Here is a 25,597-nt window from a genome sequence, read left to right on the forward strand (position 1 = left end):
TGAATTAGTGTAAAAGGAGGGTTGGTTTTTTGAGGAATTTGATAAATTACATATCCGAATAACTTAAAAACCAATGACATTCAAAAGACTTTTATATATCACTTTTGCTCCAATTATTTTTTCCTGCAATTCTTTTTCCCTAAATACAACCATGGAAGAAACCTCAAACGGTATCAATTTTAAAGCCTCCGGCCAACTCCTATTGACTTATCAGACTGCGACAGCAGATGTTCCCCCTGATGTCAAGCCTGAGTTCCGCAAGTCAGGATTTATCCATCCCCTTGTTTCCCCCTCCGGTCAAATTCTTACGAGAATCCAGCCTCCAGATCATTACCACCACTATGGGATTTGGGGACCGTGGACCAAAACCACCATTGAAGGCCGGGAAGTAGATTTTTGGAACCTTGGAGATTTGAAAGGTAGAGTAGATTTTGAGCGCATCCTTTCCCGAAAAACAAATTCCAAGTATTCAGAATTGGTGGTCAGACAAAACCACATGGACCTATTGGCTCCAAAAGGTCCGCAATTGGCGCTCGAGGAAGACCTTTCCATCCGGGTTTGGAGCAAAGAAGGCGAAAAGTATATCGTCGATTATTCCACCACAATCTCCACCCCCCTGAAATCCAGCATCATGCTTGAAGCATACCGATATGGTGGCGGAATTGGTTTTCGTGCCACCGAAGAGTGGGACCATACCAACAGTACCATTTTGACTTCCGAAGGTAGTGACAGGAAATCAGCCGATGGGACATTTGCCAAGTGGCTGATCGTGGAAGGTGAAAGCGCTGCTCCTTCAGGGAGAAGTGGAATCCTTTTTCTCAGCCATCCTGACAACAGGTCACACCCCGAACCGATGCGGGTATGGCCGGAAGATTCCAATGAAGGAAAAGAAAATGTCTTTGTCGAATTTTGCCCCATCCGTCACGAATCCTGGGAAATCCTTCCAGGCAAAAAATACACACTCCATTACCGAATGGTCGTCTTTGACGGAAAAATAACTACTGCGGAAGCAGACGAATATTGGAAAATCTTCTCCAAAAACTGACCACAAACCATCCTTAGATCCTCCTCATGAAAAGAAGAAACTTTATTAAAAACAGCGCCATGGCCTCAGCAATAATCGGATTTCCTACGATCGTCCCATCTTCCGTTTTTGGGAAAAATGCTCCAAGCAACAAAATAAATATCGGTCAGATTGGATGCGGCAGGATCGCAAGGGATCACGACCTGCCAGGAACATGGCAGCATGATGTGGCCAGAATAGTAGCGGTATCAGACGTGGACAGCAAACGGATGCGCGAAGGAAAAGAACTGATCGAGCAATTCTACACCAAAAAGATGGGCAGTCCCTATCTAGCCGTGAAGCAGTATGCAGACTACCATCAAATGCTCCAAGACAAAGACATTGATGCAGTCATCATCAGCACGCCGGACCATTGGCATTCCCAGCCTGCCATGGAAGCGGCTTTGGCTGGCAAACATATTTACCTCCAAAAACCAACTTCCTTGACCATCAGGGAAGGCAGGCAGTTGGTGGAAACAATCAACAAAACCAAGGTTATCCTACAACTCGGGACACAACAGCGATCCTGTTTTCAGTTCAGAAGGGCAGCTGAATTGGTTAGAAATGGCAGGATCGGAAAGCTGCATACTGTGAGGATAGGCTTGCCCGGTGATCCAGCAGGACCTGAAGCCCCTGCGATGCCGATCCCGACAAACCTGAATTTTGACATCTGGCTTGGATCCACGCCGGAAGTCCCCTACACAGAAATCGGCGTTCACCCGCAGCATGATTATGGTCGTCCAGGTTGGCTCCGCCATGAAAATTATGGCGCAGGGATGATCACAGGTTGGGGACAGCATCACTTTGATTCAGCGGCTTGGGGAATGGACACTGAATTGACAGGACCAAGATTTATCGAAGCAGTTGCCGAATTTCCGCGCTCAGGCTTATGGAATGTCCACGGCGACTTTATGGTCAAAGCAGAATATGAAAACGGCATCACGATGCTCACAAGCGGCGGCTATCCCAACGGAATCCGATTTGAGGGATCGGAAGGTTGGATTTGGGTTTCAAGAGGAAATTATACCGCATCAGCAAGTGACCCTGTCTCTCAAGGCAACAACGCCAAAGCTTTGGATGCCTCTGATCCAAAAATCCTTGAATCCGAAATCGGAGCCGGAGAAATACACTTATATGAAAGCGAAGAACACCACGGCAATTGGCTCGATTGCATCCAATCCGGAGCGCAACCGCTTTCTCCTGCCGAGATCGGTCACCGTGCTTGTTCTGTTTGCTTGGTCAGCCATGTGGCCATGAAAGTGGGTAGGAAACTAGAATGGGATCCCAAAACAGAGCGCTTTGTCAATGACGAGGAAGCAAACGCCCACCTAAGCAGACCACAGCGTGCGCCTTACGGAACAGATCACATCAAAATCTAATCAGATGAATAATCGTCTCCGCACACTTCCTTTCTTGGCTTTTTTGATTTGCTTCCAATTCTGTATTGCACCAAAAAATGAAAATATGAATCAACCGGATAAAGGCAAAGTCACCATCATGAGTCTTGACCCTGGACATTTCCATGCAGGGCTCATCCACAAGACCATGTATCCGCAGGTTGATTCGACGGTTTATGTTTTTGCACCCGAGGGGGCGGAATTGGAAGATTATATCAAAAGGATCTCGGGCTACAATTCGAGGGAAGAATCCCCGACAGCATGGAACATAGAAGTGGAAAAAGGGAATGATTTTTTGGCAAAAATGATTTCCAAAAAACCCGGCAATGTGATGGTCGTCGCCGGAAAGAATGACCAGAAAATCGACTATATCACTGCTGCCATAGCCAATGGTGTCCATGTCTATGCTGACAAGCCTTTGGTCATCAATCAGGAAGGTTTTCATAAATTGGTCAAAGCATTTAATGAAGCTTCTGAGAAAAATCTCCTCTTGTATGACATCATGACCGAGCGGTTTGAGATCGCTTCTCTGCTTCAGCGGGAGCTCTCCATGTTACCGGAGGTTTTTGGAGAATTGGAAACAGGAACACCGGAAAATCCTGCCATTACCAAAGAGAGCGTGCACCACTTTTTCAAGTATGTTTCCGGTAATCCATTGGTGAGACCAGATTGGTTTTTTGATGTGATCAAAGAAGGGGAAGGCATTGTTGATGTGACGACGCATTTGGTGGATTTGATCCAATGGGAGGCTTTTCCTGAGGTCGTTTTGGATACCACGGACGTGCAGATGCTGACTGCCAAAAGATGGCCAACTTCCCTGACAATAGAAGAATTCAGTAAAGTCACCGGCAAGGCGGAGTTTCCAGAGTTTTTGCAAAAGAACCTTAAAAACGGAAACCTCGAGGTGTTTTGCAATGGAGAAATGAATTACACGCTGAAAGGAAAATATGCCAAAGTCAGCGTCATCTGGAATTTTGAGGCGCCTGAGGGTGCCGGCGATACGCATTACAGCATGATGCAGGGCACCAAAGCAAACCTCATTATCCGGCAGGGAAAAGAAGAATACTTCAAACCCACTTTGTATGTGGCACTCTTGGAGGGACAAGACCAAGCACTCGAAAATGCGATAGCTTCAACCCTTCAGACCAAATACCCGGGGCTCGGACTCCAAAAACAAGAAACCGGAGAATACCTGATCGTCATTCCTGACAGCTACCATATCGGGCATGAAGCGCATTTTGGGCAGGTGACGGAGAAGTTTTTGGAGTATTTCGAATCGGGAAAAATGCCGGATTGGGAGGTTCCCAATATGATCGTGAAGTATTATACCACTACTAAGGCGCTGGAGATGGCGAGGAAATAAATCCATCAATTCAATTTCCCGAAATTTCCATCATCTCCAAAACTGGTTCTAATGACATCCCTCCCGGATTCAAACCTGGTTTTCCTTCAGGAACGGGAATTCCCAATTCCAAAAAATAAGCTTCCCAAATCGGAAACAGTTCCCCTGTGTCAGGATCATTGTAGGTCATGGGTTTGGGTTGGAAAAGGTCCGAACCTCCATTTGCAGCTTTGAAGGCAAAGTGGATCAATTCAGAACAATAAAAAGCATCATTGTCAAAATCAAAAGCCGAATCATACGGTTTGCCAAGGTACTTTTGAGCTTCCATAATAGCAGTTGGAATCAAATGTTGGAATTCCGGTTTTAGCCTGCCGACCATTACTTTTGGCTTTCCATTTTCGTCAAGGTGTCTATTGAGGAATTCCTGCAAAGGTGTTTTACTCACCCCTTTTCCGATCGCTTCAAGTACAAACCAATCACCGTTTTCCTTCATCATCAAGCCATTGTGCGAAAATTCGATGCCTTGATATCCTTCGGTGACTTTCCTGATGGCCTCACAAAAATCCCCACAATCCCCATCCTGAAAAAGGATATCGCCTTCCAGCCATTGAAACTCCTTTTGGATGCATGAAAAAACCAGCATCATAAATACAATTGAAAAAATTATGGAATTCTGAGCTTTCATTGATTAAGGTTTTCGTGACATATTTTTTTACCAAAATCTCCCATTCAATAAGTCTAGTGTTGATTAAGAAAGAAGCTGCCGTGGTCTGTCGACTATGGACTGTGAAACTATCAAATCACCATAAAAAAAAACACCAAGGCTACTCCGAGCACCAAAATCATTTTTTTGGCTTTGTCCTTTGACTGTTCGGAGATTCTCCTTTTCCTCAATACCATGATGGCGATACTTAAACCGAAAAACTGCAACAACAATCCGACTCCATTAAGTGGTCCCATCGGAGCATTCATAAACTGAAAGTATCCGTTGAAAAGCGGCACCAAACAAATTGCAATACCTACAACTCCAAAAATAAAAGAACGCTGCAAAAGCAGGTTCTCATCTTTATCAAACCACTTCATCCTTACTTGATTTTACTTTTTCTTTCCTGAAAATATTTTCCGATTTCATCCGCTGACATGGCATTGAAGGTCATGTCTTTGGTCAACCCTCCTTTTCTCCCTGCGATCACACCGTATTTCATATCGGCATAGCCTTCCATTTCGTGGGCATCCGGGTTGATAGATAGCTTCACCCCTTTAACCGTGGCATAGTTTATCCATTTCCAGTCCAAATCCAATCTCCATGGATTAGCATTGATTTCAATCACTACATTATATATTGCGCAGGCATCAATGATCGCTTTGTGGTCGATGGGATAGCCTTCTCTTCGCAGGAGTAATCTTCCCGTAGGATGGCCCAAAATGGTGGTATAAGGATTCATGATCGCAGTGAGCAGTCTTGAGGTTGCCTTTTTCCGGTCCATTCCTAAGTTGGAGTGGATAGATGAAACGATAAAGTCAAAGCTTGCCAACACTTCGGCAGGATAATCCAAGCTTCCATCGGTCAAGATATCGCTTTCTATTCCCTTGAAGATGCGAAATGGAGCCAATTCTTGATTCAATTGATCGATCTCTTGATGTTGCTTCTGAACTTTCTCACTTTCAAGACCTCCAGCATAGAAAGCGGAGCGGCTGTGGTCTGAAATTCCCAGATATTCATACCCCAATTCCTTGCAATATTCGGCCATCTGCCTCAAGGTGTGCTTGCCGTCGCTGTAAGTAGAGTGGTTGTGCAAAATCCCTTTCAGATCATTGTCTTCAAGTAATTGTGGAATTTTCCCATCCTTTGCCAAATCAAATTCGATGTATCCTTCACGCAATTCCTCAGGAATCCAAGGCAATTCGGCTTTTGCAAAAAGTTCATCCTCTGAGGTAATCAATGCCGGTTCCCTGAGGATTTCAATCAATGTTTTCTCACCTTCCAAAGGGTATAGTAAGTGGGCCTTTGTACCGGTCCTTACAATTTTTTCTTCGACAAAATGGGAAGGTTGGGCAAAATGAATCAACATGTTCACTTCGGGATCTGTAATCTTCCCTCGCCATTTGAATGGACTGGATAATTTTTTATTATACTCCAGATTTTCCAAACCTGAAAGTTGGGATACTGTATCAGCATGGTTTTCGGTAGCGACGAGCAATTCAACCACTTCTATAATCTCAGATTTTCTTCCAAACTCACCTACCGCCATCACTTCCTTGACTCCGTCTATTTCTTTGATTTTGGCTCCCAAAGCCTCCACCATTTCCTCCAAGTCGGCATAAAGCCATTTCCCTTGATTAGCTTCTCTAAACTGTAGCGAAGCAAGGATGCTAACCTGCGTCTTTTCTCCAAATCCTTTTGCTTTCGCTATTTGTCCAGATTGGCAAGCTTCAAGCAATTCATGCGTGGATGTGATGTTCAACTCTTCCCAAAGTGCTTTCACTTTCTTTGGCCCAAGTCCCTTAATCTCTAAAACCTCCAAAATCCCTGTTGGGGTTTTGGATAAAAGATCTTCGAGATAAGGGTGCGTTCCAGTTGTCGCTAGAGAAAAAACAAACTCAGCAATGCTTTTGCCCATCCCTGCTTCCGATTGTAACTGTTCGGCTGATTTTCCGACAACTGAAATTTCATTCCGGTCAAGGTTAATAAGCGCTGATTGGTAATTTCTGATTTTAAATGAATTTTCATCATGCAGTTCCATCAGTTGGATGCTGCGTTTGAGAAGGCGAAGGATTGTTTTTTGGTCCAAAATCTTGAAAATGTTTGTTCCTGAGATAGACAAATGTCATCAATTAATGTTTCAAAATAAAATCTTAACCCTTAACTTGACACTTACAAAACTAAACCCAAATATGAGATACTGGCTAGTCAAATCAGAACCAAGCGAATACGGATGGGAAGATCTGCTTTCGAAGGGAGAGGATATTTGGGATGGCATCCGAAACTACCAAGCCCGCAATTTTTTGAAGGAAATGGAAACCGGAGATGAGGTCCTTTTTTACCACAGCGGCAAAAACAAAGAAATCGTGGGAATAGCGAAGGTTTCACAGGAAGCCTTTCCTGATCTGGAAGATGGGGAAGACAAAGGTTGGGTAGCAGTGAAGTTAAAACCGCACAAAGCTTTGGCTAATTCCGTTACATTAGAACAAATAAAATCTGACAGCATATTGTCAACAATATATTTGGTCAAGCAATCAAGACTTTCGACAATGCCAGTAGAAAAAATACAATTTGACCACATCATTCAACTAGGGTCATGAAAAAACCAATATTTACCCTACTCTTATTATTCTCATTGGCTTTTTCGGCCTTTTCACAAGTGATGTATGTAGATCGATTTGAGGTTCCTACAAGTTTCTCTGATCAAAATTTCATAGTCATTCCCAATCTTGGTGGTCTGATCGCATTTCGGGTACAGCCCGAAAAAGGAATGAACCTCAGGCGGGCTCTCCAGTATTTTTTGACTGATAATAACCTGAATTCGGATAGTTTGAAGGAAATCAAAATTAAAGATGGGTATGATCTGATGGGCTACGATTTAGAGGGCGATTTCCTGTACCTCCTGATGCAAAAAGGCACGGTGGCAACTTCGGATAGGTACATGATTGAAATCGATTTGAAAAGCGAGATTGCCAAAGAAATCCCCCTGGAAAATCTTTACGCCATGGAACTTCAGGAGTTTTTTGTACTCAACCGAAGTGCGATTTTCATGGGTACAGTTGATATAAGACCTATTGTACAGATTTTTGATATTGCCGAGAACAACATTATCACCGTGCAGGGTATATATTTCAAGGATACTAAAATCCTTCAATTGAAAAAAGAAAGTGACCTGGGTGTTCTGGATTTGTTGGTCAGTCGAAGGGATAAATACAAAATGAAGCAGATTTCGCTGTTGACTTTTGACGATAACGGCAATAAAATAAGGGAAGTAGTCATTGAAAAACTTGAAGATCCGAATCTGGAATTGGTGGAAGGTATCCTCACCCCCATCCAAAATTACCAACAATCCATACTCGGCACTTTTGGAAACAGAAAAAGAGAATCCTATCAGGGAATCTATTTGGCAGATGTCAATGAATTTGGTGAATACAAAATAAAATACCTGACACTTCAGGATTTCCCTAGTTTTTTCAATTACATGAAAGAAAAGCAAAAGGAAAAAAAGCTTCAAGATATGGAAAAGTATTTTGCCAAAGGAAAAACACCTTCCATCAAACCTGTATTTTCTGCAAGAGAAGTCATCACACTTAATCAGGGATATCTGGTTTACAGTGATCATTTTTTGGCAACCAATCCACGCTACATTCCCAGAGATGGGGTTTATGCCAATGAGTCTTACCGGTATAGCGCCAATAGGCTGATGATGGATCAGGTGGGATACGGAGATGGGCGATACGCAAATAGCTTTCCCGGTACCAGGTATGGGAATTCATTTAACTGGCAAGAGCAAGGTGAATACGAATTTGTATCCTCCTATTTCCTTTTTATAAACCGTGCAGGTGATGTCATCTGGGACAGTGCTCTTGACCTTCTCAATAAATCGACCAGCATCCCAAGTAAATATGGTGAAGTAAGTTTTGATGGGGAAAAAATCCATTATATGTACCTTGATGGCATTAATATGTACATGAGTTATATCAAAAATGGTGAGGTGATTTTTCAAAACCAATCTTTCGAAATTGAATTGATTAATGAAAATGAAAGATTGAGAGAAACACAGGAAGGTAGTCTTTCCCTTAGCCACTGGATGGACAATTATTTTTTGTTGACCGGCAAGCAGAAAATCCGGTATATGAATGCTGAAAATAAGGAGGAAATCAAAGAGGTTTTTTTTCTCACAAGGATCAAAGTGGATGGAGACTTGTATGTGCCTGAGGAGAGCGAAGATGGGGCAAAGAAATAGAGTGGGTAGTCGCAGTAGGCAGTCGCAGTGGTCAGTTGGCAGGTCGTAGTGTCAGTAAGTAGTCGCAGTGTTCAGTTGACAGTCGCAGTTTTCAGTATACAGGCAGTGGAAGTGTTCAGTAGTCAGTTGCAGGGTAGCGGATATGGTCTGATTGCCGCATCTTAAATCTTTATTTTTTGCGAGTGGCAAAGAAGTGGACGAGCATAATCCTCAATTTTCAAATTTTTCAGTCCAAACACCTTGAAACTTTTTATATTTGCTCCCAAAGCAAAGCCATGCAAAAAAGACTTGTTCTGGACCAACAGCAGATCTCCATCATCCTCAAGCGGTTCTGCCATCAGTTGATTGAAAACCACGATACTTTTGACAATACCGTACTTTTAGGCTTACAGCCCCGTGGACCGATTGTTTTGGACAAGATTGTGAGGTTATTAGAAGAAATCGCAGGGGTAAAAGTGCCTTTTGGCTACCTAGACGCGACATTTCACAGGGATGATTTCAGGAGGAGGGATTTTCCTCTCAAAGCCAACGAAACCAAAATCGATTTTCTGATCGAGGGTAAAAAAGTTGTGCTGATAGACGATGTCCTGTACAAGGGGCGCTCTGTAAGGGCGGCTTTGGATGCCATGATCGCATTTGGCAGGCCACAGAAAGTGGAACTGATGATATTGATCGACCGGAAATATACAAGAGATTATCCCATCATGCCGGATTATTGCGGGGTGAAAGTCAATACGCTTGAGAGCCAATATGTCTCAGTGGAATGGGCAGAAAAAGGCTTTGAAAAAGATGCCATTTGGATAACAGAAAAAGCATAAAAAACACATGTCACAACTCAGCACCCGACACTTATTAGGCATCAAAGACATCACCGCAGATGATATCCAACTCATTTTTGAGACTGCGGACAATTTCAAAGAAGTCCTCAACCGCCCGATCAAAAAAGTACCCTCCCTGAGAGACATTACCATTGCCAATATATTTTTTGAAAATTCCACCCGTACCAGATTATCTTTTGAATTAGCCGAAAAAAGGCTATCTGCAGATGTGATCAATTTTTCTTCCTCCAACAGCTCTGTTAAAAAAGGTGAAACGCTTATCGACACAGTCAACAATATCCTTTCCATGAAAGTGGACATGGTGGTGATGAGACATGCAAGTCCTGGTGCGCCACACTTCCTTTCCAAAAATATCCAAGCCAATGTAGTCAATGCCGGTGATGGTACGCATGAACATCCGACACAGGCCCTTTTAGATGCTTTTTCAATCAGGGAAAAACTCGGAGATGTGGCCGGAAAAAAAGTAGCGATCATTGGAGATATCCTCCACTCAAGGGTCGCTCTTTCCAATATCTTTTGCCTGCAAAAACTCGGCGCTGAAGTCATGGTCTGCGGACCGATTACCCTTTTGCCAAAACACATAGACAGTCTAGGTGTCAAAGTGGAATACGATGTCCAAAAAGCGCTTGAATGGTGCGATGTAGCAAACGTCCTCCGCATCCAACTCGAAAGACAACAGATCAAATATTTCCCATCTCTGAGGGAGTATTCGCTTTATTTTGGCATCAACAAAAAGATGCTTGACCGCCTTGACAAGAAAATTGTGGTCATGCACCCGGGTCCTATCAACCGTGGAGTAGAACTGAATTCGGATGCAGCAGATGGCGAACATTCCATCATTCTCCAGCAAGTTGAAAATGGAGTCGCTATCAGGATGGCAGTGTTGTATCTGCTTGCGGGGGCGAAATAGTCCAAATTATATAATCAGGTGAAAATTTAATTTTTCACCCTGATTACATTCATTCTATAACTTAAATTTTTTCATTTAAAAATAAACCCTGAAGGACCTTTCCCTACGCTCAAAGTTTTGATTTTTTGACCTGTCGGACTGAGAATGGAAACAGAACCATTTCCTTGGAAACCATTATTCTCTGCAACATAAATTTCCTTTCCTTCAATCTTGAATCCTATTCCATACAGTCCTGAACCCGTATAAAAGGACCCATTGATAACCTGTCCGGTATTGACGGAAACTTTCGCCACGGCATCCGTATAATCCGGCCAACCGGTAGAGGTTACGATAAAAATCTCACTCCCCTCTCCCAAGGTGATTATTGGAGTTGGGTTGGCCAAAGGGATTTTAACTGTTCTCACAAGGGCATAATTCCCAGGATTGATTTCATGGAAAATTGCATTGTTATCATCAATAGCATAGAGGAACAGCCTTCCTTCGATTTCCAAAAACTGTGTTGGATTTCCCTCTACTTTGATACTTGCCGTCAAATTTTCCGAAGAGGCGGAGATCACATCATATTTTTGGGCAGCAGTACAAGCCACATAAATGAAATTTCCGGCAACAATCATTCCCTCAGGACGGCTTGAAACAGCTATCTTCTTTGCGATTGGCCCTCCATTGAGGTCATTGACCACAGCAACATACGAATCGGGATTATTGAACCCGGCATCATATGGACCCCAATCGCTGATGAATAGCTTTTGGTTGACAACAACCAAAGACCTGGTGATATTCAAACCCAAACTCACACCTCCAAGAAGGCCGAAGTCATTTGGGGCTACAATTTCCACCTTTCCGGTATTGGCGACAAGGTACATTCTCCCCTCCGCTTCCACCATATCCTGAATCAATCCTCCAAAAGGCCTTAGGTTTTTTGCCCGAAAAATATCTTCCTTGATCGCTCCGCTTGAAGGATCATAGTGAAAAACCTCCCCATCATTGACACCAAAAGCACCTTCATTCATGATCAGAACTCCTTTTTCAAATTCGCCAACAGGGATATCTGTTGGACCTGTAGTATCATCGTTACATGAAACGACAAAAAATGCGAGCCAGATCAATGGCAAAAGCAAGCGTAAATTTTTCATATTCTTACATTTAAATTGAGTTGCAAATTTCTTCCCGGCATCGCACGCAATGGCATGACCTGATAGTCGGTGTTGAATAAGTTATTGATTTGAAAACCTAGGCTTCCATTCAGATATCGGATGGACCAATTATAATTACTACCGATATCCCAAAGTTGGTAAGGATCCAATCTCCCAGAGCCATCTGTTCCCGTAAACCTCTCCCCTACCTTTTGGTAATTCAGAAATGTACTGAATGTCCCTTTCCCAACCATAATTATTGACTGGAATTTATGCAAAGGGGTATAAGGAAGTTGATTTCCTTTGCTACGGTCATTTTCTGAAATATCAGTTTGGTTGATGGCACGGGTCATGGCATAATTTACTTTCAGATTGAGGTTCCATTCTCCGGCGTGTTGGTTTGCTTCTAAGCCATATTCCAAACCGGTGTTATGGACTTCACGGATATTTTCGGGACTCCAGACATTTCTTTTGGGAAGCCAAATAATCCAATTGTCCACCCTCATCCTGTATACTGTCAGCCTTTGGTTCAGTTCAAATGTCTCTTTTTTGAAAATGTGGTTCAATCCCAATTCACTACTCCAGCTCTTTTCTGATTCCAAGTCAGGATTGCCACCCGGAACCCAGAATCGGTCATTCAATGTCGGAACTTTGAAGCTTCTTGCCAAATTCGAATTGAGGCGAATTTGGTTGGATTCATTCGTCCATACCTTCCATTCTCCGCCAAGACTAGGTGTAAATGGAGCCAAATTCCCATCATAAATCATTTGCCTGAGATTGAATGAAAAACCCAAACCTTCAAAAGGCTGAAAATTGGTGGATTGGTACAATTCCACACGGGATTCTTTTGCCTGATAAGTGCTCAAATTACCTTGAATATGTGTAAACCTGATGCCTGATTTTGAATTCCATTTGTTGTTGATCTTCCAATCCAAGTCCCCTGCAAGAAAATACTGGATAGTCTGATTGAATGAATTATTGAATGATTGATCATCCCTGACCAAGCCACTTTTTACATTCCAGACTTTATTTTTCTCAAAATGGAAATAATCCAAAACCCATCTCAGATTTTGGTCTGATTGAAAATCGCGGGTATTGGAACCCATCAGCGGTTGAATTTCCCGCTTTGTTTCATTCCACCACAAAGAAGTACTGATGAGATTTTTGTTGTTGATTTTCCATGCAAAATCTTGCATCGCACCAACTTGTTCAATCTGCGAATTAGCTTGCCTTTCTATGGGTGTTCCCATTTTGGTAATATTTCTGAAGAGAAAATCATTTTCAGAAAAGTTTCGGTAAATCCTCGTTCTTGTAGAGAATTTTTTATCTGAAAAGCCATATTCCAACTGTTGGTTCCATTTTCCAAAACTCCCAAAAAGGGTAGAAATTTGAGTTTTATGACCTTCTTCAAATCTGAGTTTATTGGTCAAATGGACAGCACCGCCAATGGCATCCGTACCGTAAAGCGCTCCACCACTTCCAAAATGAATGGCAGCATTGTCAAAGCCTCCTACCGGCAAAATCGAAAAATCCGATTGTCCAAGCGAAGGACTGTTGATTGGAAGCCCATTCCAAAAGACGGCATTGTGTCCGGCAGATGTCCCACGCATGGTGAGTGAAGAGAGCATACCGGATCCATATTGACGAAGAAACAGTCCGGTTCTTTGCAGGAGATAGTCAGATAGAGGTAATCCTTGGTGAATTTCAAGGTCTGTTTCGGAAATGGTTTGGATGGTACTTCCAAAAGCGTATTTGTCGAGAGAAGATGAAAAAACCTCCACTGAAGCCAAGGCGATGGTATCTTGACTCATTATTTCTGTTTCAAAGATCTTACTTTCCTTTACAGGACTAATTTCCTGATTAAAGATTGTTTGAAACATAAAAACAACGAAGAAGATCAAAATCTTTTGAATTAAATGAAGTAAAACACCGATTTAACCCAAAGCCAAATAGAGGGAATTATGAGAGAAAAGACAAAAGTCAACAAATAATTAAGAATGAAGAATTATGAGTTATGAATTACCTAAGCATTCAAAATCAAAATTTTGGAGAAACCTTCCAGAAAGCTCCATCTATGCTATTTGAAATTGTGGAAAACCAACAGCCTTTTACCTCAGCCTTTCACCCGAAAGCTTTGAATCTGATGAAAAATGGCAGGTCTCCTGGCTTCCTTGGATTTACCGGCCTTCTCGCACGCCGCAGCGCACAATGGCAATGGAGGTGGGTAAATCACTATCCCAAGTTGATCGGGATGGGGTTACAGTTGCGGGGACAGCTTCGGTATTTCACCGAATTCCCTTTTCATCCCGAGCGCCTGATGCAGGTTCGGGAACCATAATTCTACGACAAACATAGCCAAAGAAATTTTTTGACCGGCTATCTGAGGGATTATTTCTTGCTCAAAAACCAAAATTGAAAATAGACTTTGGCTTCGGGTGTTATATTTGGAAAACATTTGTTGACACTTCCACGATGAAAATCACTTTGCTTCACCCTTTTTCATATTTCATCTTTTCTATTTTTATTATCCTGATTTCTTGTCAATCTCCCAAAGAAATTCAAGAACTGAACTTGGTCGAAATTCCAAATTCATATGCAAAGGGCTTTGCTGTTTTTCAGGGGGAAGGCTATAAAGTGATTGAGGTGCGACAGGCATTCCCGGATGAACATCCGCCTTTCAGATATTTAATCAAAGAAATTCCAGATTTAAAATTGGATGAAACAGCGTTTGACGCTGTTATTCCACTGCCAATATCGAAGGTGGTGCTGACGTCCACGACACAGGTTCCTCATCTGGACTATTTGGGGGTTTCGGATCTATTGATGGGATTTCCTAACCTGGATTTGATTTCCTCTCCACAGACAAGGAAATGGATTGATGCCGGCAAAGTTACGGATCTAGGTTCCGGTGCGCAGGCGAATATCGAGAAGATCATCGAACTCGATCCTGACTGGGTAATGATTTCAACCTTGGGAGAAGACCTCAAAAACCTCGAAATCCTCAAATCAGCTGCGATTCCTGCGCTCCTTAATGGAGAATATGTGGAGCAGCATCCTTTGGGAAGGGCAGAATGGATCAAGTTTACAGGCGTGTTATTGGGTAAATTTGAGGAAGCAAAAAAGGTTTTTTCACAAATAGAATCAGATTACAATAAGGCTTCAGATTTGATAAAAGAGCTCCAACAAAACAAACCTAATGTAATGGCAGGAGTCATGTATAAAGATATCTGGTATGTACCGGGAGCGGATTCTTGGGGGGCCAGATTGCTGGAGGTGGCTGGAGGTGATTACCTTTTCAAAGACCAAAAAGGAACAGGAAGCGCGCAGTTAAGTTATGAGTATGTGTTGGAACAAGCACAACAAGCAGACTTTTGGTTGGGTGCTGCAGATTTCAAAACATTGAAAGAAATGGAAAGTGCAGACCCGAGATATGCCCATTTCGATGCCTTCAAGCAGGGCAACATCTACACCTACACCCTCAAAAAAGGCCCAACCGGAGGATTGGAATACTTTGAATTGGGATATTTGAGACCAGATTTGATTCTTCAGGATTTGATCAAAATCCTTCACCCGGAACTTTTACCGGGATATTCACTCTATTTTTACACCAAACTGGATGAAAAATAAACCCACCTATTTTCTTTTTCTGATTGGCTTGTTGGTATGCTTACTGCTTTTCGCAGTCAATCTGGCGAGTGGGTCAGTTTTGATTCCAATTCAGGAAGTGATTGGAAGGTTTATAGGGGGAGAATTTTCAAAAGGCTCTTGGGAAACCATCGTAATTGGCTACAGGGTACCCAAAGCCTTTACCGCCATTTTGGCCGGAATCGGGCTTTCACTGAGCGGGCTACAAATGCAGACATTTTTCAGAAATCCCTTGGCAGGCCCCTATGTATTGGGTGTCAGTTCAGGGGCCGGGTTGGGGGTAGCTTTGTTGATTATGGCAGGATCAGCTTTTGGCTGGTCCATGTATTCAGGTGGTTTTGGGATTTGGGCTGTTGTATTTTCTGCCACTTTAGGATCCATTCTGGTTCTTTTGCTGATGAGCCTCACCGCTTGGAAAGTAAAAGACAGCATGACATTGCTGATTGTGGGCTTGATGTTTGGCTCGGCAGTTTCGGCTTTGATTTCAGTATTGTCGTATTTTTCGGGTGCTGACCAATTGAAAATGTTCACCATTTGGTCAATGGGAAGTCTCGGCAGTACCCAACCAGATCAGTTGATTGCATTTCTTGTTGCTGTTTTGTTAGGTTTGGTTCCTCTTTTGGTCAATCTCAAATCTTTCAATGCCATGCTGCTCGGAGAAGCTTATGCGGAAAGTATGGGAATCAATGTCCACCGGCTGCGTTGGGCGATGATTGTCAGCACAGGGATTTTGGCAGGTTCGGTGACGGCATTTTGTGGGCCCATCGCTTTTATTGGCATTGCCGTTCCACATATGGCGAGGCTGGTTTTCAAGACTGGGGATCACCGCATTCTTTTTCCGGCTTCTGCGTTGATCGGGGCCGCAGTATTGTTGGCTTGCGATACGATCAGTCAGTTACCCGGCAGCGCCCAGACTTTGCCTATCAATGCCGTCACTTCTTTGGTAGGTGCTCCTATGGTCATTTGGTTGATTTTGAGAAGGAATTTCAGTAAAGAATTTTAGGAAGATTTGAGATTGGAGACTTGAAATTTGAGATTTGAGATTTGAAAAACCGTAACTAAAATAATTAACCTTGTCAATTCAAAATTCCATATTGCAGGCAACAGACCTTTCATTAGGTTATAAAAAAGGCAGCAAATCCAATGTCATTGCAGACCATATTTCCTTTTCTTTAGAAAAAGGAAAACTCACCTGTCTCCTTGGCCCAAATGGAGTAGGCAAATCCACATTAATCAAGACCATCATGGGACAAATTCCTGCTTTGAAAAATCAGGTTTATTTGGATAAAAAACCAACCCATTCATTCTCAGTTAAGGATTTATCCAAAAAAATCGCCGTAGTTCTCACAGAAAAAATCAACAGCGCAAATCTTACCGTGAAACAAGTTGTGGCTTTGGGAAGAATCCCACACACCGGTTGGTTGGGTAATTTATCCATGGAAGATCAGCAAAAAATTGATACGGCTATCCACTCAACGCATATCAACTATATCGAGGACAGGCCCATGAGTGAACTCAGCGACGGGCAATTACAGAAAGTCATGATCGCAAGGGCTTTGGCACAGGATGGGGAAATTTTAATTTTGGACGAACCGACTGCGCACTTAGACCTCATCAACAGGTTTGAAATCATGCACCTGCTTCGCGATATCGCAAAGAAGGAAAAAAAAGCTGTACTCGTGGTAACACATGATCTTGATATTGCCATAGATACAGCAGATGAATTTTGGCTGATGCAATGTGGCTTGCCATTAGTCTGTGGAAGTCCCGAAGACCTGATCCTCCAATCAAAAATAGACCTGCTGCTTCCCAATGATCGGCTTCATTTTGACAAATCTGATGGCAAAGTGCGGGATTCGGCAGAATGTCAATATCCCCACATGGATGGTCCTGAAGAAATGGCGAAATGGGTAAGGCTAGCTTTGCGAAAAAATAAAATCAGTCCCGAGATCAATTCCATTACAATCAAAACAGAAGGCAATCAAATTGGTTTTTATCTAAGGATAAGTACAGATACACTCAAATTTGATACGATCGCTTCCTTAATTGACCATCTCACCACATTGGGGAATAACTGGAAAACAAGAGAACCCTAGATTTTGAAATAGGTACTCAAAATTTATCTTCAGAAAACCACGAGTTTCTATATTTATCCAAATTGGAGGTTTGTAAATTTTATATTTTTTTATTTAACTTGTAAGACAAACATAAAAATTTTATAAAACATGAGTTTTGAAATCAAATCTACCGGAGAAGCTTATGATGTCATTATCGTAGGTTCCGGAGCCGGTGGCGGTATGGCTTCCAAAATTCTTTCTGAAGCGGGCCTTTCTGTGGCCGTTTTGGAAGCAGGAGGTGATTTTGACCCTGCAAAAGAGGAAGACCGTACCCAGATGAGACCACCTTGGGAATCTCCAAGAAGAGGCAGCGGTACCAGGATCAGGCCTTCGGGGGATTTTGACCAGGCAATCGGCGGATGGGACATAGAAGGTGAACCCTATACCAATGTAAAGGGCACTCAGTTCGACTGGTTCAGGTCGAGAATGGTCGGCGGCAGAACTAACCACTGGGGTAGGATTTCCCTCCGATTTGGACCTAATGATTTCAAAAGAAGTAGCATAGATGGCATGGGAGATGATTGGCCGATTGGCTATGATGATGTCAAACCTTATTATGACAAAGTGGATAAACTCATTGGTGTTTTTGGCTCCAAAGAAGGAATATATAATGAGCCTGATGGTTTTTTTCTACCTCCTCCAAAGCCTAGACTCCACGAAATGTATATCATGAAAGGCGCAAAAAAAGCGAATATGCCCATAATTCCCGGAAGGCTTTCGATGCTTACCCGCCCGATCAACAATGAAAGAGGTGTTTGCTTTTTCTGTAACCAATGCAACCGTGCATGTCAAGCTTATGCTGATTTTTCTTCGGGAACGGTATTGATCAAACCTGCCATGAAAAAAGGCAAGGTAGAATTATATACCAATGCCATGGTCCGCGCGGTCACTACCGATGATGCTGGAAAAGCTACCGGTGTATCCTACATCAGTAAGGTGGACATGAAAGAATATAAGCTTAAATCCAGAGTGGTTGTACTTGGCGCATCTGCCTGCGAATCATCCAGGATTATGATGAACTCGAAGTCCAAATCACATCCAAACGGTATTGGAAACAGCAGTGGAGTGGTGGGAAAATACCTGCATGATTCTACTGGGGCTGACAGAATGGGAATTCTTCCCGATCTCATCGATAGAGAAAGGTACAACGAAGATGGAGTCGGTGGCATGCACGTCTATACACCTTGGTGGCTGGACAATAAAAATCTTGATTTTGCACGGGGTTATCATATAGAATATTGGGGAGGAATGTCCATGCCGTCTTATGGCATAGGTTTTTCGATGGATACCATGAGGAAATATGTGAAGGATGAATTTGGCAATCCAAGTCCAAACGGTGGCTATGGTGAGGGGTTGAAAAAAGACATCCGAAGATCCTATGGCTCAATGGTGGGTATGTCAGGTAGGGGAGAAAGTATTCCAAGGGAAACCAATTATTGTGAAATCGACCCAAATGTGGTTGACAAATTCGGCATACCGGTGCTTCGATTCCATTACAAATGGTCTGACCAAGAAATCAAGCAGGCGAAACACATGCAGGATACCTTTGAGGAAATTCTGACCAATTCCGGTGCGGTTCTGTTGGGAGAGAAACCCGGAGCCGATACCATGTATGGTTTAGCCGGACCGGGAAGAATCATCCACGAAGTAGGAACCACGAGAATGGGGAATAATCCTGCTACTTCTGTTTTGAACAGCAACAGCCAAGCCCATGACTGTAAAAACCTATTTGTAGTGGATGCAGGGCCTTTTGTTTCCCAAGCTGACAAAAACCCTACTTGGACCATTTTGGCCTTGTCATGGAGAACCTCAGATTTTATCATCAGTGAATTGAAAAAGAAAAACATATAATTCAGGAGCTATGAACAGAAGAGACAACCTCAAACTCCTTTTTGCCGGGTCATTGGCATCCGGATTCCTTTTGACCAATTGCAAGCCAGAGGATAAAGCAGCTGATCTGAGCCCGCAAATATCCGGTGGCACAAATGGGGGCCGCACCGAAGCGGAAAAAATCAGAGACGAAAAGTTACATTCCGAAACCTTCTTTACTGAAGAGGAAAGAAAAAAATTGGATGTCCTGGTAAATATAATCATGCCTGCAGGTGAGAATTCCGGAAGTGCGACAGACGCCGGCGTTCCCGATTTCATTGAGTTTATGATGAAGGATTATGTCGGATATCAAACTCCAATGCGAGGCGGATTGATGTGGCTCGATCACTATAGCGATGATAATTATGGCAAGAAATTCCTTGATCTTTCCGAAACAGAAAGAATGGAAATCATTGAACTCATCGCATGGCCTGAAAAAGCAAAACCAGAGATGGAAGGCGGGGTCAAATTCTTCAATATGCTTAGAAACCTTACTTCAACAGGATATTTTACTTCTGAAATCGGGTTCAACTATTTGGGATATGTCGGAAATAAACCGAATGTCTGGGACGGTGTTCCGGAAGAAGTTATGAAAAAGCACGGATTTGCATACGAGGAAAAATATATTCCCCTTTACTTAAAACCTGAGGATAGGGCAACGGTGGCAGTTTGGGATGAGGAGGGAAACTTGATTGGGTGATTTTACTACCTAATTTCAAATATTGAATAATCTTCATTTTCAACAAAACTCTCTATTTCAGGAATTTTCTGGACCAAAAGCTTAAATAAATTAGCAGTACTGGTATTACCTTTTCTAAATATTATAACTTTCGGAGTCTTTTTCCTTAAGATAGCCAACTTGTAAAAGTCATCATCATTTGTCAAAATGATAAAGTGATTACGTATGGCATAATCCCATATTTCTTGATCTTTAGCCGGCCAAACAAGTTCCGGTATAGCTCGGACGTGCTTAGATCCAGGAAAAAAATTTTCAAGAGCTTTCGCTAAACGCCATGAAAGGTTATCATCTACAAGAAGTTTCAAATTTATTGAATTGAAATTTTTGTAATCCCTTCCCTTTTTGCTGCAAAATTTAAGGCGGCTAATATATGCTCTCTTGTTAAGCTAGGAAAATCCTCCAAGATTTCTTCATATGTCATTCCTGAGGCCAACCATTCCAAAATATCGATAACGGCGATCCTTGTATTTACTATACAAGGTTTTCCAAACCGAATATCAGGGTTAATTGAAATATATTTCTCCAAAGATTCCATAGTCTGAATATAGTCAAATCAAATAAATTTAAAGTTAAATCATTTCATTTGAATTTACTTTACTTGATTCAATTTCGCACAATGAAGATCATATAACAATTTTTTATGAATAATCTTTTTTGACCTAATTGAATCGACATTTTGCTCAAAGTTATTCAGACCATTTTTTAAAACTACCTCTTTCAACATATTAGAATAAGGGTGAAAACAATTTAAGGCGAATTCATCACAGATAGTAAGATTTTGAGAAACTCAAAACATTTCTATTCGTTTTAAGACTAAGTTTTAATTATATTTAAAAAAATTACTTATGAAAAAATTATCCCTATTATTTACCCTGAGTTTGGTTTGCTCTATATCCATGGCTCAAGTTGATCGATATTGGAAGCTTCAAAATTATACCAACCCTGATGAAATTGAGACAATTACCGAGTCTGAAATAAGTGAAGAATTTGAAAAAATAGGTACCGTATTCGCCAAAGCAAAAGGCGTTACAGTTATTTCAGCAATCAACTCTGTTAACAACCGCGCCTTGCGAAAACTAAAAACTGAAACCTCAATGAGGGGAGGGAGTCACATTTTGTTTCTCAATGAAACCCAGGAAAATAATATATTTTCAAAAACAACCGCCTACTCAGCTATATTATATCGGTCGCAGAAACTGGACATTGAAGAATTTAAAAACCTATTGAACGCCAATAATTATTCGTTCAAGCTTTCACGAAAATATAACAGAAACAAATTTTCCCACAGAGACGATCCGATCAACCGCCCACTCAAAAATTCTCAATGGAATGAGCCTTACCTGAAAAATGGTAAAATAATTATTGAAATAACTGAAAATATTGGGAGTTCAAATAGGCTCATCAAATATGAAGTTATAGCATTTTCAGAAACACAGATTTTATTATTTATTGAAGACATTCCCGGTATAGAAATGAGATTGATAAGTCTGGAAAGGACATAAAAAAAGCAGCTTCTTAGCTGCTTTTTTTATTTGAATAACTCAATTATTTCTTTTTACCTGGAAAAATAGCCGAATCTCCTAATTGCTCTTCAATTCTTAGCAATTGATTGTATTTGGCCATTCTGTCTGAACGGGAAGCAGAACCTGTTTTGATTTGACCACAATTGGTTGCAACAGCCAAATCAGCGATCGTATAGTCTTCGGTTTCGCCAGATCTATGAGACATGACAGCTGTAAATCCTGCCTTGTGAGCCATTGCTACTGCCTTTAAAGTTTCTGTCAATGTCCCAATCTGGTTTACTTTAACCAAAATGGAATTGGCGGATTTTTCCTTGATACCTCTTTCGAGGAATTTAACATTGGTTACGAAAACATCATCTCCTACCAATTGGACTTTGTCTCCGATTTTGGCAGTAAGCATAGCCCAACCAGCCCAGTCGTCCTCTGAGAAACCGTCTTCAATAGAATCGATTGGATACTTTTGAGTCAATTCAGTCAAATATTCAACTTGCTCTTCTCTGGTTCTGATTTTTCCGTTTGGACCTTCAAATTTGGTATAGTCGTATTTTCCATCTTTGTAAAATTCTGTCGCTGCACAATCAAGAGCTATAGTTACATCATCACCGGCTTTGTAGCCAGCATTTTTGATCGCATCCAATACACAAGCCAAAGCCTCCTCAGTTCCTCCAGAGAAATTGGGAGCAAAACCACCCTCATCCCCTACAGCAGTGCTCAGTCCTTTGTCATGAAGGATTTTTTTCAGATGGTGAAAAATCTCTGAGCCCATCCTGATGGCTTCTGAAAAACTTGAAGCACCGACAGGTCTTACCATAAATTCCTGGAATGCAATAGGAGCGTCGGAGTGAGAACCGCCGTTAATGATATTCAGCATGGGAACAGGTAGCGTATTGGCATTGACACCACCTATATATCTATAGAGGGGTTGACCGGCTTCCATAGCTGCGGCTTTAGCCACTGCGAGTGAAACACCTAAAATGGCATTTGCACCTAGTTTGCCTTTGGTGGGAGTTCCGTCCAGATCGATCATGATCTGATCTATAAAATTTTGTTCAAAAACACTCATTCCCAAAAGCTCTGGAGCGATAACATCATTCACATTAGAAACAGCCTTTAAGACTCCTTTTCCAAGGTATTTACTTTTATCTCCATCACGAAGCTCAACAGCTTCATTGATCCCTGTAGAGGCACCACTAGGTACGGCAGCCCTTCCGAATGCTCCATTTTCGGTATACACATCAACTTCGATGGTTGGATTACCTCGGGAGTCTAAAATTTGTCTTGCATGAATCGATTGAATCAATGTCATAATGTTAAAGGTTTAAGAGTTATTAGTTTTTATTGATTAAAGAGATAAATTCATCAAACAAGTACCTTGAATCATGTGGCCCGGGAGATGATTCGGGATGGTATTGAACTGAAAAAGCGGGTTGATTTTTTAATTTGATTCCGGCCACAGTGTTATCGTTTAAATGAACATGCGTCATTTCCACTATGTCACTTTTTTCTACATCTTCTCTGTTGACGACAAAACCATGATTTTGTGAAGTGATTTCACTTTTGCCAGTTAAGAGGTTTTTGATAGGGTGGTTCAATCCGCGGTGACCATGGTGCATTTTGTAAGTGGAAATGCCACAGGCCTCAGCTAGAATCTGATGACCAAGACAAATACCAAAAAGCGGTTTATTGGTTGCAAGGATATCTTTTGTTGTCTTCACGGCATAATCCATAACAGCTGGATCTCCAGGACCATTGGATAGAAAATAACCATCTGGATTCCAGGATTCCATTTCTGCCAAAGTCGTTTTAGCAGGGAAAACCTTACAATAAACGCCGCGGTCAGCAAGGTTTCTTAAAATATTTCTTTTGATCCCAAAATCAAGACAGGCCACCTTAATAGCTGCAGTGTCATTTCCGAAAAAATAAGGAACATCAGTGCAAACTTGGGAGGAAAGTTCTAAACCATTCATGTCCGGAATTTTATTCAATTCGGCTTTTAAACCTGCAAGATCATCTTCAAACTCCGAACTGATAATAGCATTCATAGCGCCTTTAGATCGCAGGTGTCTTACCAACTTTCTGGTATCAATATCGGCAATTCCTGTAATCCCGTAATTGACCAAATAATCCTGCAAAGAGCCAGTTGCATCAAGCCTGCTGTATACTTCCGAGAAGCTGTTTACCACAATACCCGAAATAGTTGGATGATCAGATTCTATTTCGGAATCTATCACACCATAATTACCGATATGGGATGTGGTGGTAACAACAATTTGACCGGTATAAGAAGGATCTGTATAGATTTCTTGGTATCCGGTCATGCCTGTATTGAAACAAATTTCACCGCCGTTGGTACCATTACTTCCAATTAATGTTCCATGGAAAATGGCACCGTCAGCCAAAAGAAGGGTAGCTTTTTGTTTATTCATCTTATTTTTTTGGACTTGCCAAAGGTAAGGATTTTTGAAGTATTAGCCTTGGTTAATTGAGGAGGAAATAAAAAAAGGGATTGAACCAAAGTCCAATCCCTTTATATTTAAAATACCTGACATAAATTACTCACCAGTATTTTCATCCTTATTTTCTTCAGCCTTAGGAGCCGGAGCTTCAACAGAATCAGTAGGTTTAGGAGTACTTCTTCTGCTTCTTCTTGTGGTCTTTTTAGCTGGCTGGGCGTCTTTCAACATCAATTCATTGAAATCAACCAATTCTATGATACACATTTCTGCATTGTCACCCAATCGGAAACTTGTTTTGATGATTCTTGTGTAACCACCGGCTCTAGCTCCGACTTTTTCTACAACATCTCCAAATAAGGCTTTGATTCCTTCTTTGTTTTGAAGATAGGAGAAAACTATCCTTCTATTGTGTGTTGTATCTTCTTTGGCTCTGGTGATCAGAGGCTCTACATATTTTCTTAGCTCCTTTGCCTTAGCAAGCGTCGTAGATATACGCTTATGAAGAATCAGGGAAGTTGCCATGTTAGAAAGCATTGCTTTCCTGTGACTCGCTGTCCTGCCAAGGTGGTTAAATTTCTTACCGTGTCTCATTTTAAATTATTCTTCATCAAGTTTATACTTAGCCAAATCCATTCCAAAGGTCAAACTTTTTTCTTGGATTAACTGCTCTAATTCAGCTAGTGATTTCTTGCCAAAGTTTCTAAATTTCATCATGTCTGAAATCTCTAATTTGGCAAGGTCACCTAGGGTTCTTACATCTGCTGCCTTCAAACAGTTGAAAGCTCTTACGGATAGATCCAAATCACTCAAGGGAGTTTTAAGAAGTTTTCTCATGTGCAAGAATTCCTCATCAATTGGCTCAGGTTCAGATATTCCGGTAGAATCCAAGACCATGGTCTGATCTGAAAACAACATGAAATGTTGAATTAGAATTTTTGCTGATTCCTGAAGCGCTTTTTCCGGGTGGATAGATCCGTCTGTGGTTACTTCCAAGATCAACTTTTCAAAGTCAGTCTTTTGTTCAACCCTTGTATTTTCGACACTGTATTTCACATTCTTTATGGGAGTGAAAATCGCATCAATAGGAATCACTCCAAAGATTTGTTCTTTTGGTTTTGATTCATCTGCAGGAAGGTACCCCCTGCCTTTTTCAACTGTCAATTCAATTTCGAAACTTTTGGTGTTATCTAGGTGACAGATAATCAACTCCGGATTCAAAACTTCGAAGGAAGAGGTGAATTTGGCGATATCTCCCGCAGTGACAACAGGTTGGTTTTTAACTTCAACAGTTATCTTCCCGTCAATGGAGTCGTGGACTTTTTTAAATCTGACTTGCTTGAGGTTCAGAATGATATCAGTAACATCTTCAACAACGCCCTCAATTGTAGAAAACTCATGTACTACCCCAGGAAGCTTCACAGAAGTGATCGCATAACCTTCCAATGAGGACAAAAGTATTCTCCTCAAGGCATTACCGATGGTGACCCCGTAGCCTTTTTCAAGAGGCTTAAAGGTGAATAGACCGTGAAAATCATCGGCTTTTTCCATTACCACTTTCTCGGGCATTTGAAATGCTAATATGGACATATCAATAGTTCTGTTTAAGTCTGAAAGA

The 25,597-nt window shown here is 41.7% G+C and carries 24 protein-coding genes and 1 riboswitch; of the genes, 13 read left to right on the top strand and 11 right to left on the bottom strand.

Features of this window, described 5'->3' with window-relative positions; genetic code table 11:
- Positions 1-151: 151 nt before the first annotated feature.
- Genes M3O96_RS02570 through M3O96_RS02580 form a run of 3 tightly spaced genes read left to right on the top strand, consistent with a single transcriptional unit; the run spans position 152 to position 3,823 of the window.
- Positions 152-1,045: a DUF6807 domain-containing protein gene (locus tag M3O96_RS02570; protein WP_249718483.1), complete on the top strand. Its 894-nt coding sequence runs from the start codon at positions 152-154 to the stop codon at positions 1,043-1,045.
- A gap of 26 nt (positions 1,046-1,071) precedes the next feature.
- Positions 1,072-2,442 carry a Gfo/Idh/MocA family protein gene (locus M3O96_RS02575; RefSeq protein WP_249718485.1) on the top strand — a complete coding sequence of 457 codons (1,371 nt, stop codon included), beginning with the start codon at positions 1,072-1,074 and terminating at the stop codon, positions 2,440-2,442.
- A 4-nt stretch (positions 2,443-2,446) separates the two neighbouring features.
- Positions 2,447-3,823 (top strand): putative oxidoreductase C-terminal domain-containing protein, encoded by a 1,377-nt coding sequence (locus M3O96_RS02580; RefSeq protein ID WP_502798891.1) that lies wholly within the window; start codon positions 2,447-2,449, stop codon positions 3,821-3,823.
- 10 nt (positions 3,824-3,833) lie between these two features.
- On the opposite strand, the gene M3O96_RS02585 is transcribed toward M3O96_RS02580, so the two are convergent.
- From M3O96_RS02585 to M3O96_RS02595, 3 genes are all read right to left on the bottom strand, one after another.
- Positions 3,834-4,487: a YiiX/YebB-like N1pC/P60 family cysteine hydrolase gene (locus M3O96_RS02585; protein ID WP_249718488.1), complete on the bottom strand. Its 654-nt coding sequence runs from the start codon at positions 4,485-4,487 to the stop codon at positions 3,834-3,836.
- A 110-nt stretch (positions 4,488-4,597) separates the two neighbouring features.
- Complete coding sequence (locus tag M3O96_RS02590; RefSeq protein ID WP_249718490.1) at positions 4,598-4,885, bottom strand: hypothetical protein; 288 nt, start codon at positions 4,883-4,885, stop codon at positions 4,598-4,600.
- A gap of 2 nt (positions 4,886-4,887) precedes the next feature.
- Positions 4,888-6,546 (bottom strand): DNA polymerase/3'-5' exonuclease PolX, encoded by a 1,659-nt coding sequence (locus tag M3O96_RS02595; RefSeq protein ID WP_249718603.1) that lies wholly within the window; start codon positions 6,544-6,546, stop codon positions 4,888-4,890.
- A gap of 151 nt (positions 6,547-6,697) precedes the next feature.
- Between M3O96_RS02595 and M3O96_RS02600 the strand changes: the two genes are divergently transcribed.
- The 4 genes from M3O96_RS02600 to M3O96_RS02615 all read left to right on the top strand — a co-directional run bounded on the left by M3O96_RS02600 (position 6,698) and on the right by M3O96_RS02615 (position 10,500).
- Positions 6,698-7,105 (top strand): EVE domain-containing protein, encoded by a 408-nt coding sequence (locus M3O96_RS02600; protein WP_249718492.1) that lies wholly within the window; start codon positions 6,698-6,700, stop codon positions 7,103-7,105.
- A complete protein-coding gene (locus M3O96_RS02605) occupies positions 7,102-8,751 on the top strand; it encodes a transcriptional regulator (protein WP_249718494.1) in 1,650 nt (549 codons plus the stop codon). The genes M3O96_RS02600 and M3O96_RS02605 overlap by 4 nt, the downstream gene beginning before the upstream one ends.
- 275 nt (positions 8,752-9,026) lie before the next feature.
- Positions 9,027-9,569 carry a bifunctional pyr operon transcriptional regulator/uracil phosphoribosyltransferase PyrR gene (pyrR, locus tag M3O96_RS02610; protein ID WP_249718495.1) on the top strand — a complete coding sequence of 181 codons (543 nt, stop codon included), beginning with the start codon at positions 9,027-9,029 and terminating at the stop codon, positions 9,567-9,569.
- Between the two features lie 7 nt (positions 9,570-9,576).
- On the top strand, positions 9,577-10,500 hold the full coding sequence (locus M3O96_RS02615; RefSeq protein ID WP_241139804.1) for an aspartate carbamoyltransferase catalytic subunit: 924 nt from the start codon (positions 9,577-9,579) through the stop codon (positions 10,498-10,500).
- 71 nt (positions 10,501-10,571) lie between these two features.
- Here M3O96_RS02615 and M3O96_RS02620 read toward each other — a convergent pair whose 3' ends face one another.
- Both M3O96_RS02620 and M3O96_RS02625 read right to left on the bottom strand, forming a co-directional pair.
- Positions 10,572-11,633 carry a YncE family protein gene (locus tag M3O96_RS02620; RefSeq protein ID WP_249718497.1) on the bottom strand — a complete coding sequence of 354 codons (1,062 nt, stop codon included), beginning with the start codon at positions 11,631-11,633 and terminating at the stop codon, positions 10,572-10,574.
- The gene (locus tag M3O96_RS02625; RefSeq protein ID WP_249718499.1) at positions 11,630-13,444 is read right to left on the bottom strand and encodes a TonB-dependent receptor; all 1,815 of its coding nucleotides are present in this window, start codon (positions 13,442-13,444) and stop codon (positions 11,630-11,632) included. The genes M3O96_RS02620 and M3O96_RS02625 overlap by 4 nt, the downstream gene beginning before the upstream one ends.
- A 324-nt stretch (positions 13,445-13,768) precedes the next feature.
- Positions 13,769-13,985, bottom strand: a riboswitch (cobalamin riboswitch).
- 60 nt (positions 13,986-14,045) lie between these two features.
- On the opposite strand from M3O96_RS02625, the gene M3O96_RS02630 reads away from it, so the two are divergent.
- From M3O96_RS02630 to M3O96_RS02650, 5 genes are all read left to right on the top strand, one after another.
- Positions 14,046-15,260, top strand: a complete 1,215-nt coding sequence (locus M3O96_RS02630) for an ABC transporter substrate-binding protein (RefSeq protein ID WP_249718501.1) — start codon at positions 14,046-14,048, stop codon at positions 15,258-15,260.
- Complete coding sequence (locus M3O96_RS02635; protein WP_249718503.1) at positions 15,250-16,281, top strand: iron chelate uptake ABC transporter family permease subunit; 1,032 nt, start codon at positions 15,250-15,252, stop codon at positions 16,279-16,281. The genes M3O96_RS02630 and M3O96_RS02635 overlap by 11 nt, the downstream gene beginning before the upstream one ends.
- A 70-nt stretch (positions 16,282-16,351) precedes the next feature.
- Positions 16,352-17,374 (top strand): ABC transporter ATP-binding protein, encoded by a 1,023-nt coding sequence (locus tag M3O96_RS02640; protein WP_249718505.1) that lies wholly within the window; start codon positions 16,352-16,354, stop codon positions 17,372-17,374.
- A 129-nt stretch (positions 17,375-17,503) separates the two neighbouring features.
- The gene (locus M3O96_RS02645) at positions 17,504-19,246 is read left to right on the top strand and encodes a GMC oxidoreductase (protein ID WP_249718507.1); all 1,743 of its coding nucleotides are present in this window, start codon (positions 17,504-17,506) and stop codon (positions 19,244-19,246) included.
- 10 nt (positions 19,247-19,256) lie between these two features.
- Entirely contained in the window at positions 19,257-19,964 is a 708-nt protein-coding gene (locus M3O96_RS02650; RefSeq protein WP_249718509.1) for a gluconate 2-dehydrogenase subunit 3 family protein, read from the top strand.
- Positions 19,965-19,969: 5 nt separating this feature from the next.
- On the opposite strand, the gene M3O96_RS02655 is transcribed toward M3O96_RS02650, so the two are convergent.
- Positions 19,970-20,308: a DUF5615 family PIN-like protein gene (locus M3O96_RS02655; protein ID WP_249718511.1), complete on the bottom strand. Its 339-nt coding sequence runs from the start codon at positions 20,306-20,308 to the stop codon at positions 19,970-19,972.
- Between the two features lie 2 nt (positions 20,309-20,310).
- Positions 20,311-20,538: a DUF433 domain-containing protein gene (locus tag M3O96_RS02660; RefSeq protein ID WP_249718513.1), complete on the bottom strand. Its 228-nt coding sequence runs from the start codon at positions 20,536-20,538 to the stop codon at positions 20,311-20,313.
- Positions 20,539-20,848: 310 nt separating this feature from the next.
- Between M3O96_RS02660 and M3O96_RS02665 the strand changes: the two genes are divergently transcribed.
- On the top strand, positions 20,849-21,505 hold the full coding sequence (locus M3O96_RS02665) for a hypothetical protein (protein WP_249718515.1): 657 nt from the start codon (positions 20,849-20,851) through the stop codon (positions 21,503-21,505).
- A 43-nt stretch (positions 21,506-21,548) separates the two neighbouring features.
- Here the strand turns inward: M3O96_RS02665 and eno are convergent, their stop codons facing one another.
- The 4 genes from eno to M3O96_RS02685 all read right to left on the bottom strand — a co-directional run bounded on the left by eno (position 21,549) and on the right by M3O96_RS02685 (position 25,569).
- Positions 21,549-22,832 (bottom strand): phosphopyruvate hydratase, encoded by a 1,284-nt coding sequence (gene eno / locus M3O96_RS02670; protein ID WP_249718517.1) that lies wholly within the window; start codon positions 22,830-22,832, stop codon positions 21,549-21,551.
- Between the two features lie 22 nt (positions 22,833-22,854).
- Entirely contained in the window at positions 22,855-23,952 is a 1,098-nt protein-coding gene (gene carA, locus M3O96_RS02675) for a glutamine-hydrolyzing carbamoyl-phosphate synthase small subunit (protein WP_249718519.1), read from the bottom strand.
- Positions 23,953-24,078: 126 nt separating this feature from the next.
- Positions 24,079-24,573, bottom strand: coding sequence for a 50S ribosomal protein L17 (gene rplQ, locus M3O96_RS02680; protein ID WP_249718521.1), 495 nt, complete (start codon positions 24,571-24,573; stop codon positions 24,079-24,081).
- A 6-nt stretch (positions 24,574-24,579) separates the two neighbouring features.
- Complete coding sequence (locus M3O96_RS02685; protein WP_249718522.1) at positions 24,580-25,569, bottom strand: DNA-directed RNA polymerase subunit alpha; 990 nt, start codon at positions 25,567-25,569, stop codon at positions 24,580-24,582.
- Between the last annotated feature and the right edge of the window lie 28 nt (positions 25,570-25,597).

The organism is Aquiflexum sp. TKW24L, assembly GCF_023502205.1.
Lineage (GTDB): Bacteria > Bacteroidota > Bacteroidia > Cytophagales > Cyclobacteriaceae > Cognataquiflexum.